This window comes from Cedecea sp. FDAARGOS_727 (assembly GCF_012273235.1).
Taxonomy (GTDB): domain Bacteria; phylum Pseudomonadota; class Gammaproteobacteria; order Enterobacterales; family Enterobacteriaceae; genus Cedecea; species Cedecea davisae.
In genome coordinates, this window is sequence record NZ_CP050966.1 from 50,737 (window position 1) to 69,395 (window position 18,659).

The 18,659-nt window shown below is 53.4% G+C and carries 15 protein-coding genes; 9 read left to right on the plus strand and 6 right to left on the minus strand.

The annotated features are described in order from the left end of the window. The first annotated feature begins 200 nt into the window (after nt 1–200). The 3 genes from FOC35_RS00320 (at nt 201) to FOC35_RS22905 (ending at nt 3,030) form a co-directional block, all read left to right on the plus strand. On the plus strand, nt 201–2,015 hold the full coding sequence (locus FOC35_RS00320; RefSeq protein WP_172567806.1) for a hypothetical protein: 1,815 nt from the start codon (nt 201–203) through the stop codon (nt 2,013–2,015). Between the two features lie 482 nt (nt 2,016–2,497). Then, on the plus strand, nt 2,498–2,740 hold the full coding sequence (locus FOC35_RS22900; RefSeq protein ID WP_305792504.1) for a hypothetical protein: 243 nt from the start codon (nt 2,498–2,500) through the stop codon (nt 2,738–2,740). A gap of 107 nt (nt 2,741–2,847) precedes the next feature. Then, nucleotides 2,848–3,030 (plus strand): HNH endonuclease, encoded by a 183-nt coding sequence (locus tag FOC35_RS22905; RefSeq protein ID WP_305792510.1) that lies wholly within the window; start codon nt 2,848–2,850, stop codon nt 3,028–3,030. Nucleotides 3,031–3,244: 214 nt separating this feature from the next. Here FOC35_RS22905 and pepT read toward each other — a convergent pair whose 3' ends face one another. Beyond that, nucleotides 3,245–4,471: a peptidase T gene (gene pepT, locus FOC35_RS00330; RefSeq protein ID WP_172567807.1), complete on the minus strand. Its 1,227-nt coding sequence runs from the start codon at nt 4,469–4,471 to the stop codon at nt 3,245–3,247. A gap of 295 nt (nt 4,472–4,766) precedes the next feature. Between pepT and potA the strand changes: the two genes are divergently transcribed. Genes potA through potD form a run of 4 tightly spaced genes read left to right on the plus strand, consistent with a single transcriptional unit; the run spans nt 4,767 to nt 8,590 of the window. Further along, complete coding sequence (potA, locus tag FOC35_RS00335; protein WP_172567808.1) at nt 4,767–5,903, plus strand: spermidine/putrescine ABC transporter ATP-binding protein PotA; 1,137 nt, start codon at nt 4,767–4,769, stop codon at nt 5,901–5,903. Further along, on the plus strand, nt 5,887–6,744 hold the full coding sequence (gene potB / locus FOC35_RS00340; protein ID WP_172567809.1) for a spermidine/putrescine ABC transporter permease PotB: 858 nt from the start codon (nt 5,887–5,889) through the stop codon (nt 6,742–6,744). The genes potA and potB overlap by 17 nt, the downstream gene beginning before the upstream one ends. Beyond that, nucleotides 6,741–7,532, plus strand: coding sequence for a spermidine/putrescine ABC transporter permease PotC (gene potC / locus FOC35_RS00345; protein ID WP_016535902.1), 792 nt, complete (start codon nt 6,741–6,743; stop codon nt 7,530–7,532). The genes potB and potC overlap by 4 nt, the downstream gene beginning before the upstream one ends. Beyond that, complete coding sequence (gene potD / locus FOC35_RS00350; RefSeq protein ID WP_172567810.1) at nt 7,529–8,590, plus strand: spermidine/putrescine ABC transporter substrate-binding protein PotD; 1,062 nt, start codon at nt 7,529–7,531, stop codon at nt 8,588–8,590. The genes potC and potD overlap by 4 nt, the downstream gene beginning before the upstream one ends. Before the next feature lie 105 nt (nt 8,591–8,695). Here the strand turns inward: potD and cobB are convergent, their stop codons facing one another. The 5 genes from cobB to lolC are packed head-to-tail and all read right to left on the minus strand — an operon-like array spanning nt 8,696 to nt 13,599. Next, on the minus strand, nt 8,696–9,517 hold the full coding sequence (gene cobB, locus FOC35_RS00355; RefSeq protein ID WP_172567811.1) for a Sir2 family NAD+-dependent deacetylase: 822 nt from the start codon (nt 9,515–9,517) through the stop codon (nt 8,696–8,698). A 2-nt stretch (nt 9,518–9,519) separates the two neighbouring features. Continuing rightward, nucleotides 9,520–10,431, minus strand: a complete 912-nt coding sequence (gene nagK / locus FOC35_RS00360) for an N-acetylglucosamine kinase (protein ID WP_172567812.1) — start codon at nt 10,429–10,431, stop codon at nt 9,520–9,522. 27 nt (nt 10,432–10,458) lie between these two features. Next, nucleotides 10,459–11,703, minus strand: a complete 1,245-nt coding sequence (lolE, locus tag FOC35_RS00365) for a lipoprotein-releasing ABC transporter permease subunit LolE (RefSeq protein ID WP_172567813.1) — start codon at nt 11,701–11,703, stop codon at nt 10,459–10,461. Then, a complete protein-coding gene (lolD, locus tag FOC35_RS00370; RefSeq protein WP_016535897.1) occupies nt 11,703–12,407 on the minus strand; it encodes a lipoprotein-releasing ABC transporter ATP-binding protein LolD in 705 nt (234 codons plus the stop codon). The genes lolE and lolD overlap by 1 nt, the downstream gene beginning before the upstream one ends. Then, the gene (lolC, locus tag FOC35_RS00375; protein ID WP_016535896.1) at nt 12,400–13,599 is read right to left on the minus strand and encodes a lipoprotein-releasing ABC transporter permease subunit LolC; all 1,200 of its coding nucleotides are present in this window, start codon (nt 13,597–13,599) and stop codon (nt 12,400–12,402) included. Before lolC ends, lolD begins: the two co-directional genes overlap by 8 nt. A gap of 354 nt (nt 13,600–13,953) precedes the next feature. On the opposite strand from lolC, the gene FOC35_RS00380 reads away from it, so the two are divergent. Both FOC35_RS00380 and mfd read left to right on the plus strand, forming a co-directional pair. Further along, nucleotides 13,954–15,018, plus strand: coding sequence for an acyltransferase family protein (locus FOC35_RS00380; RefSeq protein WP_172567814.1), 1,065 nt, complete (start codon nt 13,954–13,956; stop codon nt 15,016–15,018). Between the two features lie 185 nt (nt 15,019–15,203). Continuing rightward, the gene (mfd, locus tag FOC35_RS00385) at nt 15,204–18,650 is read left to right on the plus strand and encodes a transcription-repair coupling factor (protein ID WP_172567815.1); all 3,447 of its coding nucleotides are present in this window, start codon (nt 15,204–15,206) and stop codon (nt 18,648–18,650) included. Nucleotides 18,651–18,659 lie beyond the last annotated feature (9 nt).

Here is an 18,659-nt window from a genome sequence, read left to right on the forward strand (position 1 = left end):
AAAAAAACAACCTAAATCAAATTTTTGCAGTTAAATACTGCGCGAGTCAATAATTGATATTATTTTAGATAATTACTTTTAATGTCTTATGTGTTAATGTGATTTTCTGAATCTAAACTATTTCATTCCCCCTTTGGTTTTCTCTGAAATGCTGTCTAGTTCTTCTTGAACATTCAAATATTAATTATAAGGACATCAAAGTGACTAAATATATTTTCAGTATCAATGATTTAATTTTATCAAAAAACGCACAATTTTTTAAGTTAAAGAAATCTTTATCAAGAAATAAAATAATAAATCTTTTTAGAAGCATCTCCTCGACAAAAGATGGTGCCTTTCTTATAAAGAAAATTAAATCTGAAGCTGTTGTAGGTGATGAAAATTTAACATACTCTTTGGCGTCTTTTAAAATTATGGAAGAGCCTTCATTTCTACAAGGCACTAGCATTTCAGAAAGCAAGTATGCATATCTAATGATCTTGGAGGTTCAGGATTTTTTAATAATATCGAAGAAAAATGTTGATGCAATTGAAAGCGAGTTAGAAAAGTTCATAGAATACTTTGAGTTTGATAAATTTTCAAACTTTAATGGAAGGCTGAATCCAGAGTATGAAAAAATTAGCATGAGGAATATGTCACTTTCAGATTCAGTGATAAGAAATAGAACAGTGGAAGCAAAAAACCTAAGTGGAATTCTTTCTCCTAACACGACTGGACGTTCAATTCCAAGAGTATTTAGAGTCAAGACAGGAAATGATATATTTACTTTAACGCCAAATACTTCACGAATAGGATACAAAGATAAAAAAGTGGATTTTTTTAATTTCTGTTCATGGGCAATAGCCACAGTAAATGAATTATCCAACACAGCCTCATTGTCAAGTAAGTTAATGGCAGGTTTCTCTTCCCCAATTACTTTGAGTAAATTATTAGCAAAAAAAGTCAAGCCAAAAGCTATTTTTATAGATCTTAGCGAATTGGATGATATGGTACGTGGTACGTCCCATAATTTGACACTAACAAAAGACCTGCCTCATGGAACGGTGACGTTAAGTTCCGTTGAGCTTGATAAATTTTTCAATGGATTTAAATCATCATATTTCTTAGATGGTGAAACGCTAACCAATTTAAGAATCAAATTCAAATGTCGTCTAAGATTCAATACTAAAGTTGTTACTATAGTATCCAAATATCTCGATGGCATAATGATTAATGAAAATGGTTCTCAGTTAATGTCGCTTAGTAAATATATTAACAACTTTAAGCCATTCACTATAACCTTCGATTCCCCCCAATATTGCTATCATGGTCGTTCGTGTTTTGAAGATAAGACAATGTTAAATAACTTGAATATTTTCCTGTCCGTTTTTGATGATAGCTTTGATTTTTCAACAATCAGATCGGAAAAAGAGAAAGATGATAAACAATCTTATCCAGCAAATATTAAAAGATTTCCAGTGAGATCGCTATTTAGACGAGTGGAAAACATCTATTCAAATAAAGGTGTTATTGTGATTTGTGACGATATGAATGATGAGTGGGCCGACCATATTGTGCTGGATATCACAACAGGAAATCCATCCATAAAGTTTATTCATTCTAAATATATTAAAAAAGAGAGCTATGGCGCCAGTAAGTTTCATGAAGTTATAAGTCAAGCTTTGAAAAATATTGGCAGATTGCATTCACCAAAAGAACTCTACCTTGATAAGTATGATAATGAGTGGTCTTTAAAATATTTACAAACGCAGATTAGTAGAGTTAGACCAATTGGCACATCCAGGAAAGACATTGAGTTAGCTCTTGACAAAATTAATGAGAGTCCGAAAACTAATAGGGATTTAATATTAGCCGCTCCTTTTTTAAGGAAACAAACATTAATCGATGAGTTGGAAATCATCAAGGAAAATCAGTCAGCCAAACCTTATACTGTTCAGCTAATCTGGCTTATAAATACATTTTTGAGTGCATGTATTGAGTACGGAGTAAAACCCAGTATTTTATGTAAGAAGTGAACTGAATTATCCAAGGCTGGCTGTTTATATAAGCCAGCTTGCTTTCTTTAATGTTTAGGAATTGAATTTAAAGTGAAATCACACCCACTTATTAACATGTCTAACTCTAGCCAAATTCCTAAATCCATTATCCCGCCTCACAATTCCTTAATTTAAAATAGACGTTTCCCGCGCAATACATAGCAAGTTATTGATAAAAATGGTATGAAACTGAACGCAAAGTACCAAGTAGGTGAAGAAGAAGGGGTATATGGCCTGATATTTGAGTCCTAGGGACCGGCGCATAGAAAAAAGATTATGATGTTGCCCTCGATTATATCGTTGAACGACTTATTTATTCCGGGGCAAACAAAGTCGTTGTGTATTTGGCCTCATCACTAATTAGAAGACATATACCATCTATAGCTGAAAGAAAAATACATCCTGATGAGTATTTTTCATTAGTGGGAAACTACCATTCCGATATTCTCCAAGAAATGTGTATGTATCAGACTCATTTGATCAGCACTGGTAAAAAAGATGCACCATCAGGGAACAGAACTAAGCAAGCAATGATAAATGTTCTTGGTGTCAATAGTGCTGAGTTTTGGAAACCTATCATATACGGAGATACATCAGCGCTTTTCGAGCCTATAAATGATGAGAGTGTTCTAAGTAAAATGATCAGCAAGCAAATAAAAATTCCTTTGAACGAACCCGAGGGATATAAAAAATTGGAACATTAAAAAGAGTTCAGAAGGTTTATATTCGGAATCCTGCTGTTAAAGCTTAGGTATTGTAATAAAAGAGTAAGGGAGTTTGTGAAAGATGTGGTGAAAATGCACCGTTCTTAATAAATGGCGATACCCCATATCTCGAAGTCCATCATGTGATACCAGTCTCTTTATCTGGTGCTGACACCATAAGCAATTGTATTGCACTATGCCCGAATTGCCATCGGGCATTGCATTACAGCCAAAATTCGGAAGAGCTGATCGAGGAACTTCTTATAAACGTAAAAAGATTGCAAAGATGAGTGTTTCGTTTTACTAGGGTACTTATAGGTGAGCAACGTCCGCTCCTGGCACAAAGCAGACAAACTAACCAAGCCGGAAACCCGCTGAGAGCGAGCGACAGATACTGCTAACAGCGCTCTGAATAAAATAATGGAGAACAGATCTAGTCCCACCACCAACACTAATAAAAAAGGGGCCAAAAGCCCCTCCCATAATTAGTAGTTCTCAGCCGATTTAGCCTTTCTTAGCCGTCAATTCAGCAATACGGACAATAACCGCCACTGCCTTCTCCATGCCTTCCAGGGTCACGAACTCGTGTTTGCCGTGGTAGTTATAGCCGCCGGTGAACAGGTTCGGGCACGGCAGGCCTTTAAAGGAGAGCTGTGCGCCGTCCGTGCCGCCGCGGATGGGCTTCATAATCGGCTCTATATTGCAGTCGCGCATTGCCTGCTGGGCGACTTCAACAATATAAGGGTGCTCGGCCACTTTCTCGCGCATGTTGTAATAGCTGTCTTCTATTACCAGCTCTATATAGCAGTCCGGGTGCAGGCCTTTGCCGACCTTTTTGGCTATTTCCATCATTTTGCGTTTGCGGGCTTCGAACTGCTCGCGGTCGAAGTCGCGGATGATGTAATGCATCTCGGCGCGGTCAACAGAGCCTTTCATGGTGTTCAGGTGGTAGAAACCTTCATAGCCTTCGGTGCATTCCGGGCTTTCATCCGCCGGGACTTCGGCATGAATACGCGCCGCCAGCGACAGGGCGTTAACCATCACGCCTTTTGCCGTGCCGGGGTGAACGTTATTCCCGACGATTTTGATAGTGACCGAAGCAGCATTAAAGTTCTCCGACTCCAGCTCGCCTACCCCGCCGCCGTCCACGGTGTACGCCCATTCGGCGTTAAAGGCTTCCACGTCGAAGAAATGCGCGCCTTTGCCGACTTCTTCATCCGGCGTGAACGCTACGCGAATATCGCCGTGCGGAATGTTCTTCTCTTTAAGCACCGCCAGGGCGGTCATGATTTCGGCCACGCCTGCTTTGTCGTCCGCGCCCAGCAGGGTTTTGCCGTCCGTGGTGATGAGCGTTTGCCCCATCAACTGGTGGAGCACCGGGAACATCACCGGGGAAAGTATTTCGTCCCCAATGCCCAGGGCAATATCGCCCCCGCGGTAGTTTTCGACTATCTGCGGGTTAACGTTCTTCCCGGTAAAGTCCGGGGCGGTATCAACGTGGGAGATAAAACCAATCGCCGGAACGCGGTGCGTAATATTCGCAGGCAGCGTGCCCATCACCGTGCCGTGGTCGCTGAGCGTGACGTCCACCAGCCCCATCTGCTCCAGCTGTTCCTTTAACAGACGCAGGAGCTTCCATTGCCCTTCCGTGCTCGGCACCTGCTTAACGCCGGGTTTGGATTGTGTATCCAGAGAGACATACTGCAAAAAGCGCTCAAGTAATTTATCCATTTAGCCACCCTCGTTTTTTGTGACACCAATTATCAATAAGCCGCATCGGGCAGATATTGCGTCAGGTCACTTTTAATGGGTTACGGGAAAAATAGTTTATCGCGTTTGTAGCAATGCCGTGTTATCAACCTACCCTTAACAAGAGAAAATAACCGCCGATTTCGGGCCTGCTTTCTCCATCGCGGGATTGGCGATTACCTCCTCTTTGCCGTAGAATCCTTGCCCTCACTCAACGTGCCAAAACCCAAGGTGGTTAATCACAAACCCCGTATCCCCGCTTTCGGATACGTTATTTATGGGACAGCGTAAAAAATTGAATAAACAGCAACGTTCGCGCTCGACGCTGGTCAACCTGGCCGGGGTCGCTAAGAGCTTTGATGGTAAATCTGTAATTTCTGACTTCTCTCTCACCATCAATCATGGTGAATTCCTGACGCTGCTAGGCCCTTCAGGCTGCGGCAAAACCACCGTATTGCGCCTTATAGCGGGGCTGGAAAGCACCGACTCCGGCCAGATAACGCTCGACAATCAAGACATCACCCACGTTCCTGCCGAGCATCGCCACGTTAATACCGTGTTCCAGAGCTATGCTCTGTTCCCGCATATGACGGTGTTTGAAAACGTCGCCTTCGGCCTGAGGATGCAAAAAACGCCCGCAGCAGAAATCACGCCCCGCGTGACCGATGCCCTGAAAATGGTTCAGCTCGAAGAGTTTGCCCAGCGCAAACCGAACCAGCTTTCCGGCGGCCAGCAGCAGCGCGTTGCCATTGCCCGCGCGGTGGTGAATAAACCTCGCCTGTTATTGCTCGACGAATCGCTCTCGGCGCTGGACTACAAGCTGCGCAAGCAAATGCAGAACGAGCTGAAAGCCCTCCAGCGTAAGCTTGGCATTACCTTTGTGTTTGTCACGCACGATCAGGAAGAAGCCCTGACCATGTCGGACCGCATCGTGGTAATGCGCGACGGCAAAATTGAGCAGGACGGTACGCCAAGAGAGATTTACGAAGAGCCGAAGAACCTGTTCGTTGCCAGTTTTATTGGCGAGATCAATATTTTCGACGCCACGGTTGTGGAGCGCACGGATGACCAGCGCGTGCTCGCCAACGTTGAAGGCCGCGAGTGCCATATCTTCGTCAGCAAGCCGGTTACGCCGGGGCAAAACCTCAAGGTGCTGCTGCGCCCGGAAGATTTGCGCGTTGAGGAGATTAACGGCACAACCGAGGCCGACGGGCTGATAGGTTACGTGCGCGAACGTAACTATAAAGGTATGACGCTTGAGTCCACCGTGGAGCTGGAAAACGGCAAAATGGTGATGGTGAGCGAGTTCTTTAACGAAGACGACCCGGACTTCGACCATTCGCTGGATCAAAAAATGGCGGTGACCTGGGTTGAAAGCTGGGAGGTTGTACTGGCCGATGAAGAGCTCGCGTAAATTCCAGAATGTGGTAATTGCCACGGTGGTGGCCTGGCTGCTGCTGTTTGTCTTCCTGCCCAACCTGATGATTATTGTCACCAGCTTCCTGACCCGCGATAACGATAACTTCGTGAGCATGGTCTTTACGCTGGATAACTACACCCGGCTGGCGGATCCGCTGTACGCCCAGGTGCTGCTGCATTCGCTGAATATGGCGGTGATAGCCACCCTCGCCTGCCTGGCGCTCGGGTATCCTTTTGCCTGGTTCCTCGCCCGGCTGCCGGAGCGCGTGCGCCCCCTGCTGCTGTTTCTGCTGATTGTGCCGTTCTGGACCAACTCGCTGATCCGCATTTACGGGCTGAAGATCTTCCTCAGCACCAAGGGCTATCTCAACGAGTTCCTGCTCTGGCTGGGGGTTATCGACACGCCCATTCGCATTATGTTTACCCCGAGCGCGGTGATAATCGGCCTGGTCTATATCCTGCTGCCGTTTATGGTGATGCCGCTCTATTCCAGCATTGAAAAGCTGGATAAGCCGCTGCTGGAAGCCGCGCGCGATCTAGGGGCCAGCAAGTTGCAAACCTTTATCCGCATCATTATTCCCCTGACCATGCCGGGCATTATTGCCGGCTGCCTGCTGGTGATGCTCCCGGCGATGGGCCTGTTCTACGTCTCGGATCTGATGGGCGGCGCGAAGAACCTGCTTATCGGCAACGTGATCAAGAGCCAGTTCCTGAACATCCGCGACTGGCCGTTCGGGGCAGCAACCAGCATCACCCTTACGCTGGTGATGGGCCTGATGCTGCTGGTCTACTGGCGCGCCGCGCGCCTGCTGAACAAGAAGGTGGAACTCGAATGACAGGACGCCTGCTCCGCGGCGGCTTTATGTCCGCGATTTATGCCTTTTTGTATATTCCGATCATTATTCTGATCGTGAATTCGTTTAACAGCTCGCGCTTCGGCATCAACTGGCAGGGGTTTACCACCAACTGGTACAGCCTGCTGATGAATAACGACAGCCTGCTTCAGGCGGCTCAGCATTCATTAACCATGGCGATTGTTTCCGCCAGCGCCGCCACGCTTATCGGCTCGCTTACCGCCGTGGCGCTTTACCGCTACCGCTTCCGGGGCAAGCCGTTCGTCAGCGGCATGTTGTTTGTGGTGATGATGTCGCCGGACATCGTTATGGCCATCTCGCTGCTGGTGCTGTTTATGCTGCTGGGCGTTTCGCTTGGCTTCTGGTCGCTGCTGTTTTCCCACATCACGTTCTGCCTGCCGTTTGTGGTAGTCACCGTTTATTCTCGCCTCAAGGGTTTTGACGTCAAGATGCTGGAAGCGGCGAGGGATCTGGGTGCCAGCGAGCTGACCATCCTGCGCAAAATTATTGCCCCGCTGGCGATGCCCGCGGTTGCCGCAGGCTGGCTGCTGAGCTTTACCCTCTCGATGGACGACGTAGTGGTTTCCTCGTTCGTTACCGGGCCGAGCTACGAAATCCTGCCGCTAAAAATTTATTCCATGGTCAAAGTTGGCGTCTCGCCGGAAGTGAACGCCCTGGCCACTATTTTGCTTTTACTCTCGCTGGTTATGGTGATTGCCAGCCAGCTTATCCTGCGCGATAAAACTAAACCTCAGGGGACGTTAAAATGAAAAAGTTGCCTTTCATAAAATGGTCACGCCACCTGCTTGCTGCGGGCGCTCTGGCGCTCGGCGTTAGCGCCGCTCATGCAGACGACAGCAAGACGCTCTATTTCTACAACTGGACGGAATACGTGCCGCCGGGCCTGCTGGAGCAGTTCACCAAAGAGACCGGCATCAAGGTGATTTATTCGACCTACGAGTCGAACGAAACCATGTACGCCAAGCTCAAGACCTATAAAGACGGCGCTTATGACCTTGTGGTGCCGTCCACCTACTTTGTGGCGAAGATGCGCAAAGAAGGCATGATCCAGAAGATAGACAAAAGCAAGCTCAGCAACTTTAAGAATCTCGACCCGGAGATGCTGAACAAGCCGTTCGACCCGAATAACGATTACTCCATTCCGTATATCTGGGGCGCAACGGCAATTGGCGTCAACAGCGAAGCGATGGATCCGAAGAGCGTCACCAGCTGGGCCGACCTGTGGAAGCCAGAATACAAGCAAAGCCTGCTGCTGACCGACGATGCGCGCGAAGTGTTCCAGATGGCGCTGCTCAAGCTCGGCTATTCCGGCAACACTACCGATCCTAAACAGATTGAAGCCGCGTACCACGAGCTGCAAAAGCTGATGCCAAACGTCGCGGCGTTCAACTCAGACAACCCGGCTAACCCTTATATGGAAGGCGAAGTGAATCTGGGCATGGTGTGGAACGGCTCCGCGTATGTCGCACGCCAGGCCGGTACGCCGCTGGACATCGTCTGGCCGAAGGAAGGCGGGATTTTCTGGATGGATAACCTGGCTATCCCGGCCAACGCTAAAAACGTGGACGGCGCGCTGAAGCTGATCAACTTCCTGCTGCGCCCGGAAGTGGCGAAGCAGGTTGCGGAAACCATCGGCTACCCGACGCCAAACCTCGAGGCACGCAAGCTGCTGCCGAAGAATGTAGCGGAAGATAAGTCGCTGTACCCGGATGCAGAAGTGATTAAAGCCGGTGAGTGGCAGAACGATGTCGGCGAGGCAAGTGCTTTGTATGAGTCTTACTATCAGCGGTTGAAAGCCGGGCGGTAATTCGCCCCTCACCCTAACCCTCTCCCCAGGGGGGTGAGGGAACCGGAGCTTCGCTTTCCCCCTCTCCCTTTCAGGGAGAGGGCCGGGGTGAGGGTCAACCGCTAACTACAATCCCTTCAAAAGCTTATCCATAAATTCAGGGACCACCTGGCTTGCAAGCCCGTAGTGTTTCTCCTCGAACTCGCTTCCCACCTGGCTTGGCTCCAGGTTCAGCTCCACGGTGTGCGCCCCCTGTAAACGAGCCTCATGCACAAAGCCCGCCGCCGGGTAAACGTGCCCGGAAGTACCAATAGCAATAAAGTAGTCCGCGGTGGCGATCGCCTGGTAAATCTCGTCCATGCCCAGCGGCATTTCGCCAAACCAGACGATGTGCGGGCGCAGCGCGGAAGAGATCTGGCAGCAGTGGCAGCGGTCTTCAGGCGTAATATTGTCCTTCCAGTCCAGCACCTGGCCGCTGCTGGCGCAGCGAACTTTTAACAGCTCGCCGTGCATGTGGATAACGTTCTTGCTACCCGCACGTTCGTGGAGGTTGTCTATATTCTGGGTCACCAGCACAAAATGGTCGCCCAGCGCCTCTTCCAGCTTCGCCAGCGCAAGGTGTGCGGCATTAGGCTGGATCTCCGGCTGCTGGAGCTGGCGGCGGCGTTCATTGTAGAAGCGCTGCACCAGCTGCGGATCACGGGCAAAGCCTTCCGGGGTCGCCACATCCTCAACGCGATGCTCTTCCCATAGCCCGTCCGCCGCTCTGAAAGTACGAATACCTGACTCGGCGGAGATCCCCGCCCCTGTCAGCACCACCACTCTTGGTCTATCCATCAGTTCCGGCACCATTCTGTCTCTGAAAAAAATACGCTGACGCAACCGTTGACGCAGCAGACGTTTGTTCTTCCGAAACCGGCTAAGCCGGTGTTGACGACGAGAAAGCATAGTTACTCCGCGTAGTGGAGGAATGCAGCGCCGCGCATACCGCCTGCGTCGCCGTGCCGTGCCTGTTCAATGCGCGGAACCGCCGCCACCGGCAGCAAATACTTCGGCAGGCGCTCCGGCAGTTGCGCGTAGATATCGCTAAAGTTAGACAATCCTCCGCCAATCACCACCAAATGTGGGTCGATTGAGGTCAATAAATTGCCGAGGCAGGCGGCCAGCAGCTCGAGGAAGCGGTCAACGTGTTCGATGGCCTGCTCGTCGCCCTGGCGGTAGCGGGAGATTATCTCTTTTGCATCCAGCGGTTCGTGGTAGAAGTGCTGCCACAGCCAGGCAAAACCGCGGCCAGAGAGGTAGTTTTCGATGCAGCCGTTTTTGCCGCAGCCGCAGCGGGTGAACGGAATATCGCGCCCCAGGATTTCCAGGGCATCGACCGGCAGGCGCGTGTGGCCAAATTCGCCGGTAATGTAGCTGCGCCCGGTAACGGATTTGCCGTTAACGATGATCCCGCCGCCCACGCCGGTGCCGAGGATAAGGCCCATTACTACAGGATAATTGAGAAACTCGTCGTCCCACGCTTCGGAGAGGGTAAAGCAGTTGGCGTCGTTGTCGATACGCACGTCGCGCTCTAGCATGGCGCTCAGGTCGGCGCGCAGGGGCTTGCCGCTGGCGGCAGGCACGTTGGCGGCGTAGAGCGTGCCGTCGTCGGTTTCCGGCATACCGGGAATACCAATGCCCACGGAGCCACGGCAGTCAAAGCGCTCGTCTGCCTGAGCAACAAGCCCGGCGACTGCCTCGAGGAAATTTTCATAACTGTCATGGGGAGTAGCAACCCTGGCTTCCCAAAGTAAACGCCGCTGCTGGTCGTAAACGCCAAGTGCAATTTTAGTGCCGCCGATATCGAATCCGTAATACATCGCTGCTCCCCAAAAGTAAGGTAAATTTTATTGTCCGCTTAGCACCCTTGCCGGATCGATATTGCTTGCGCGCCGTGCCGGGTACCAGCTAGCCAGAAGGCTGAGCAGGAGCGCCGTCACCAGGACGTAAACCACGTCCAGCCAGTGCAATTCTGAAGGTAAGAAATCAATGAAATAAATGTCACCGGACAGGAAATTGTGCCCGATCAGTTTTTCAATAAAGTTAATAATGTTGGTCAGTTGCCACGAGGCGAGCACGCCAACAATTACGCCGCTCACGCTGCCCAGCAGCCCGGCCAGCAGCCCGTACCAGACGAAGATCGCGCGGATAAGCCCGTCTTTCGCCCCGAGCGTACGCAGCACGGCGATGTCGCCGCTCTTGTCTTTAACCGCCATCACCAGCGTAGAGACAATGTTGAAACAGGCCACGCCGATAACCAGCACCATCGCCAGGTACATAATGGCGCGGATCATCTGGATGTCGCGGTACATGTAGCCGTAGGTGCCTATCCAGCTGGAAATGTAGACGTAGGAATTGGTTGCCATTCCGGCGTCGTGCACCAGCTTAACGGCATTAAATACGTCGTCCACTTTGATGGAGATGCCGGTCACGCTGTTGCCCATATCCAGATAGCCCTGAGCATCCTGCATCGGGACCATCGCCAGGCTGTGATCGAGCTGGCCGCTTAAGGCCAGGATACCGGCGACCTGGAGCCTGACTCGCTTGGGCTGCATCAGCTTAGTGCCGCCGTCGTTGTTGGGGATCATGATAGAAACCCAGTCGCCCTGCTTCACTTTCAACGCATCCGCCACGCCTTTGCCCATGATTATCTGCTGATGCCCGGCTTTAAAATTCGCCCAGGCATGGTTCTGCACATATTGTGGCAAAGCGCTCAAACGCTCTTCCTGCGCCGGATCAACGCCTTTCACTTCTATCGCCCGCAGGTTCGCCCCGCTCTCCACCAGCCCGGTAAAGCTAATGTAAGGCGCGGCGGCAACAATGCCTTTGACCTTTTCAATCTTAGGCAATACGTCCTGCCAGTTGGTAAACGGCTGGTTCACCGGCTTGATGTCGCCGTGCGGAACCACGGCGAGCACGCGGTTTTTCAGCTCGCGCTCGAAGCCGTTCATCGCGCTCAGGCCGACAATCAGCACCGCCACGCCCAGAGCAATGCCCAGGGTGGAGATAACCGAAATCAGCGACACCATGCCGCTGCGGCGACGCCCGCGGCTAAACCGCAGGCCTATCAATAAAGAAAGGGGGGAACCCATTACTGCGCTCCCATCAAGGTCAGCTCGCTTGTCAGGCGGCCATCGCGCATTTCCAGCTGGCGTGACATGCGTTTTGCCAGTTGCAAGTCATGGGTGACGACTAAGAAAGCGGTACCCTGGCGCACGTTAAGCTCGCCCAGCAGTTCAAAGATGCTGTCGGCATTGCGCGCATCCAGGTTACCGGTCGGCTCGTCCGCCAGCACCAGGCGCGGGTTGTTCACCAGCGCACGCGCAATCGCCACACGCTGACGCTCGCCGCCGGACAGCTCCGACGGACGGTGATTACTGCGGTGATCCAGCCCAACGGCGGCCAGCATCTCCAGCGCGCGTTTCTGCACTTCTTCCGGCTTTTTCTTGCCGATAAGCAGCGGCATAGCGACGTTTTCCAGCGCCGTAAAGTCCGGCAGCAGGTGGTGGAACTGGTAGATAAAGCCCAGCTCGCGGTTACGCAGTTCGGCTTTGGCCGCAGACGAAAGCTTGCTCATCGCCTGGCCGTTAAACACCACGTCGCCGGAGGTTGGCGTATCCAGGCCGCCCAGCAGGTGCAGCAGGGTACTTTTGCCCGAGCCGGAAGTGCCGACAATCGCCATTAACTCGCCCGGGTTCATGCTGAAGCTGACATCGTGCAGCACATCCGTTTGCACTTTGCCTTCCTGATAGCGTTTGCACAGCTTGTCACACTGCAACAGGACAGAATTACTCATAACGTAAAGCCTCAGCGGGTTGGGTAGCGGCGGCGCGCCAGGAAGGGTAAAGCGTGGACAGCAGGGCAATCAACATCGCCACCAGGGCAATAACGACCACCTGTAACGGCTCGATGGCAACCGGCAGCGCCGCACCATCCAGCAGGATGCCGATAACCGGCATTAAATTATTCAGCTGGCTGGCGAGCAGCGCGCCGAGCAGCGCCCCCAGCAGCGCGCCAATCACGCCCGCCCCTGCGCCCTGCACCATAAACACCGCCATAATCTGGCGGCGGGTGAGGCCCTGGGTTTGCAGAATGGCGACTTCGCCCTGCTTCTCCATCACCAGCAGGCCCAGCGAGGTAATAATATTAAACGCGGCGACCGCAACAATCAGGCTCAGCAGCAGGCCCATCATGTTCTTTTCCATGCGCACGGCCTGGAATAGCTCGCCTTTACGCTCGCGCCAGTCTTTCCATTCAGTCCCCTGCGGCAGGGTTTGCTGGCTAAGCACGTCAACTTTCAGCGGTTCGGCCAGCCACAGACGCCAGCCGGTGATATTGCCCGCCGGGTAGCGCATCAGGCGCGAGGCGTCCTGCTGGTTAACCAGCATCTGGTAGCCGTCGACTTCACTGCTCGCAGCGAAAGTGCCGATGACCGTGAACAAACGCTGGCTCGGCACGCGGCCCATCGGCGTGAACTGGCTTGCGGAAGGCACCATAATACGGATGCTTTCCCCGCGTTTTACGCCAAGCGAAACGGCCAATTGCTCGCCAAGAATGACGTTGTACTGCCCGGCCACCAGGCCAGTCTGCTTAACGTTCACCAGATAAGGCGACAGCGGATCTTTTTCGTCCGGCTGCACGCCAAGCATTACGCCCACCGCCACGCTGCGCGCGCTTTGCAGCACCACGTCGCCGGTAGTCAGCGGCGCAATACGCGTTACGCCCTGTAGCTTGAGGGAGTCAGCCGGGAGTTGTTGAGGATTAATCGAACCGGTGGATGAAGTGACCATCGCCTGCGGCATCAGCCCGAGGATGTTGTTTTGCAGCTCGCGCTCAAAACCATTCATCACCGAAAGCACCGTGACCAGCGCCATAACCCCGAGGGTGATGCCAATCGTCGACAGCCAGGAGACAAAGCGGCCGAAGCGGTCGGCTGCTCGCCCACGCATGTAGCGCAGGCCTATAAATAACGCGACAGGTTGATACATGAAATCCGTCTTGTTGCAGTTGCATATTTGCTCTGAATAATTCGGGTTGCAGGAAGACGGCAAGACCGGGAGCCCCCTGGAGCCTGGCTCACTATGACCAGGGCTATCGGTGCAGCCACGCACCTGCAACTTGAAGTATCACGAGCAAACAAAGATCCGGGAAGTATACGACACCTCCCCGGCCAAATGAATTCAATACCCTAAATTATTCCCGTTACTTCTCAAGCGCCTGCAACTTTTCCTAAATTTACCAAATCAGCGCCAAATACAGACAATTGAGGTCGTGCTCGCCGCGTGATGCCGCCAGGATAAAAGGCCGATGACGACGATAAAACATAAAGACGTGGATATGGCATGAAGAAAAAGCAGCTATGGATTAATCAAATCAAAGGATTATGTATTTGCCTGGTGGTTATCTACCATTCGGTTATCACCTTCTACCCTCACCTCACCACGCTGGGGCCTGGCTTTAATTTGTATCTCGCCAAACTGTGGGTGTACCTCAATCTCTACCTTGCCCCGTTCCGTATGCCGGTGTTCTTCTTTATCTCCGGCTATTTGATAACCCGCTACATCCACGAAGTGAGATGGCGTGACAGCGTGGACAAGCGGCTGTGGAGCATTTTCTACGTGCTGGTGCTCTGGGGGATGATTCAGTGGGTGGCCCTTACCCATCTGAACCAGTGGCTGGCGCCGGATCTGGAGCGCAACCCAACCGCCAACGCCGCCTACGCCGATACCTTCTGGCAGTTTGCCGCCAGCATGGCGAAGGCGAGCACCAGCCTGTGGTATCTGTACGCCCTGCTGGTGTACTTCGTTATTTTTAAGGCGCTGCGCCGCTACCGCATGCCGATACTTATCCTGCTGATGGCGGTAAACATCGCTATTACTTTTATGCCGCTGCCGTGGTGGGGGCTGAACAGCGTGGTGCGTAATATGGTTTATTACGGCCTCGGGGCATGGTTTGGCCCGCTGTTAATGGCCTGGATGAAAGACTTCCGTTTTTCGCGCCATCCATTTACCTGCGCGGGCGTCGCCTGCGGCGCTATGGCGCTTTACCTGGTCAACGTCCCGCTGGTGATTTCCCTGGTCTCTATCGTGGTTATTCTGCGGGTGTTCTATCTGCTGGACGGCTGGCGCGAAACCGGCGCGAACTCATTCCTTAACGTGGTCGGCTCAAATACCATCGCGATTTACACCACGCACCGCATCCTGATAGAGGCGATGAGCCTGATAATGATAGCCCGCATCAATAACGGCAGTTTCTCCGGCCCGCTGCTGCTGGCTATTCTGCTGATTTATCCATTCATCAGCCTGGCTATCTGCACGCTGGCAGGGCTGGGCTTTCGCAAGCTTTCGGTGGCGCTGTTCGGGGATATGTTCTTCTCCCCTCCGGCTAAAATCGCCGCCAGTTCCTGAGTCTCGCAGCAGCCCGCTCCGGTGGGTTGCTTTTCCCCCCAATAACCCCAATTTCGGTGATTCGGTTGCTAATACAAAGCGATCGGGGATAATAATATCCAACTGCTTATCAATGGCTCGCGCACCGTCGCGGCGGCTTTATCGCCCACGCTGGCGGAATAACCTACGAGATCCTGACGCTTTCTATGCCTGAACAATATCGCTATTCCTTACCCGCTAAAGCCGCTGAACAGCGCCTGCTTGGAGAGTTAACCGGTTCGGCCTGCGCCACCGAGGTGGCCGAAATCGTCGAGCGCCATAGCGGCCCGGTGGTGCTGATTGCCCCGGATATGCAGAACGCCCTGCGCCTGCACGACGAAGTCTCCCAGTTTACCGACAGCCTGGTGATGAACCTCGCGGACTGGGAAACGCTGCCGTACGACAGCTTCTCTCCGCATCAGGAAATTATCTCTTCACGCCTGTCCACCCTTTACCAGTTGCCGACCATGCAGCGCGGCGTGCTGATCCTGCCGGTTAATACGTTGATGCAGCGGGTCTGCCCACACAGCTACCTGCACGGCCACGCCCTGGTGATGAAAAAAGGCCAGCGCTTATCGCGGGATAATCTGCGTGCTCAGTTGGAGCAGGCCGGCTACCGCAGCGTCGATCAGGTCATGGAGCACGGCGAGTTCGCCACACGCGGCGCGCTGCTCGACCTCTACCCGATGGGCAGCGCCCAGCCGTACCGCATTGACTTCTTTGATGATGAAATCGACAGCCTGCGCGTGTTCGACGTGGACTCCCAGCGCACGCTGGAAGAAGTGGAAGCCATTAACCTGCTGCCCGCCCATGAATTCCCGACCGATAAAAACGCTATCGAGCTGTTCCGCAGCCAGTGGCGGGATAAATTCGAAGTTAAGCGCGACGCGGAGCACATCTACCAGCAGGTGAGCAAAGGCACTTTACCTGCGGGTATCGAATACTGGCAGCCGCTGTTCTTTAGCGAGCCGCTGCCGACGTTGTTCAGCTACTTCCCGGCCAACACGCTGCTGGTGAATACCGGCGACCTGGAAGCCAGTGCCGAACGCTTCTGGCTGGACGCTAATGCCCGCTTTGAGAATCGCGGCGTTGACCCGATGCGCCCTCTTCTGCCGCCGGAAGATTTATGGCTGAAGACCGACTCGCTGTTTAGCGAGCTAAAAGCCTGGCCGCGCGTTCAGCTCAAAACCGACTCTCTGGCGAAGAAAGCGGCCAACGTTAATCTGGGTTATCAAACCTTGCCGGACCTGGCGGTACTGGCGCAGCAGAAAGCCCCGCTGGACAGCCTGCGTAAATTCCTTGAGTCCTTTACCGGGCCGGTTGTCTTCTCGGTGGAGAGCGAAGGCCGCCGTGAAGCGCTGGGAGAACTGCTGGGGCGCATTAAAGTTGCGCCAAAACGTATTTATCGCCTTGAAGAAGCCGAAGGCACCGGCCGTTACCTGATGATTGGCGCCAGCGAGCACGGCTTTATTGACACCCTGCGCAACCGGGCGCTGATCTGCGAGAGCGACCTGCTGGGCGAGCGCGTAAGCCGCCGCCGCCAGGACAGCCGCCGCACCATTAACCCGGACACCCTGATCCGCAACCTGGCCGAGCTGCATCCAGGCCAGCCAGTGGTTCACCTTGAGCACGGCGTTGGCCGCTATGCGGGGCTGACGACACTTGAGGCTGGCGGGATCACCGCTGAATACCTGATGCTGACCTACCTGGGCGATGCGAAGCTGTACGTTCCGGTCTCCTCCCTGCATCTTATCAGCCGCTATGCAGGCGGCGCGGACGATAACGCACCGCTGCATAAACTGGGCAGCGATGCCTGGTCCCGCGCGCGCCAGAAAGCCGCCGAAAAAGTGCGTGATGTGGCCGCCGAACTGCTCGACATTTATGCGATGCGTGCCGCCAAAGAAGGCTTCGCCTTTAAGCACGACCGCGAGCAGTATCAGCTGTTCTGCGACAGCTTCCCGTTCGAAACCACGGCGGACCAGGCTCAGGCAATCAATGCCGTGCTGAGCGACATGTGCCGCCCGCTGGCGATGGACAGGCTGGTCTGCGGCGACGTGGGCTTCGGCAAAACCGAAGTCGCTATGCGAGCCGCCTTCCTGGCCGTGGAGAACAACAAACAGGTCGCGGTACTGGTGCCAACCACCCTGCTTGCGCAGCAGCATCTGGACAACTTCCGCGACCGCTTTGCCAACTGGCCGGTGCGCATTGAAATGCTTTCCCGCTTCCGCAGCGCCAAAGAACAGACGCAGATCCTGGAGCAGGCAAGCGAAGGCAAGATAGATATTCTGATAGGCACCCACAAGCTGTTGCAGGCCGACGTGAAGTGGCGCGATCTGGGCTTGCTGATCGTCGACGAAGAGCACCGCTTCGGGGTGCGCCACAAAGAGCGCATCAAAGCGATGCGCGCCGACGTGGATATCCTGACCCTGACCGCAACACCAATTCCGCGAACCCTGAATATGGCGATGAGCGGCATGCGCGACCTGTCGATTATCGCCACGCCTCCGGCTCGCCGCCTGGCGGTAAAAACCTTTGTGCGCGAATACGACAGCCTCGTAGTGCGTGAGGCTATTCTGCGTGAAGTGCTGCGCGGCGGGCAGGTTTATTACCTCTACAATGACGTAGAAAATATTCAGAAAGCCGCTGACAAACTGGCCGAACTGGTACCGGAAGCGCGCATTGCCATCGGTCACGGCCAGATGCGCGAGCGCGAGCTGGAACGGGTGATGAACGACTTCCACCACCAGCGTTTTAACGTGCTGGTCTGTACCACCATCATCGAAACCGGGATCGATATCCCGACCGCCAACACGATTATCATCGAACGAGCCGACCACTTTGGCCTCGCCCAGCTTCACCAGCTGCGCGGCCGCGTGGGGCGTTCGCACCATCAGGCTTATGCCTGGCTGCTGACGCCGCATCCTAAAGCGATGACCACCGACGCACAGAAACGCCTGGAAGCGATAGCCTCTCTGGAAGATCTCGGGGCGGGCTTCGCTCTGGCGACTCACGACCTGGAAATTCGCGGCGCGGGCGAACTGCTGGGCGAAGATCAGAGCGGGCAAATGGAAACCATCGGCTTCTCGCTGTATATGGAGCTGCTGGAAAACGCCGTCGATGCCCTGAAAGAAGGCCGCGAGCCGTCGCTGGAAGATCTCACCAACAGCCAGACGGAAGTCGAGCTACGCATGCCGGCCCTGCTGCCGGACGACTTTATTCCTGACGTGAACACCCGCCTGTCGTTTTACAAGCGCATCGCCAGCGCGAAGGGCGAGCACGAGCTGGACGAGCTGAAGGTTGAGCTTATCGACCGCTTCGGCCTGCTGCCGGATGCGGCCCGCAATCTGCTGGATATCGCCGCCCTGCGCCAGCAGGCGCAGAAGCTCGGCGTGCGTAAGATTGAAGGTAACGAGAAAGGCGGCGTGATTGAATTTGCCGAGAAAAACCATGTTGATCCGGTCTGGCTGATTGGCCTGCTGCAAAAGCAGCCGCAGCATTTCCGTCTCGACGGGCCGACCCGCCTGAAGTTTATTCAGGAACTTGCCGACCGCAAAACGCGGATGGAATGGGTGCGTAACTTCATGAACAGCCTGGCGGAAAACGCCGCCGCATAACCCTCTGCG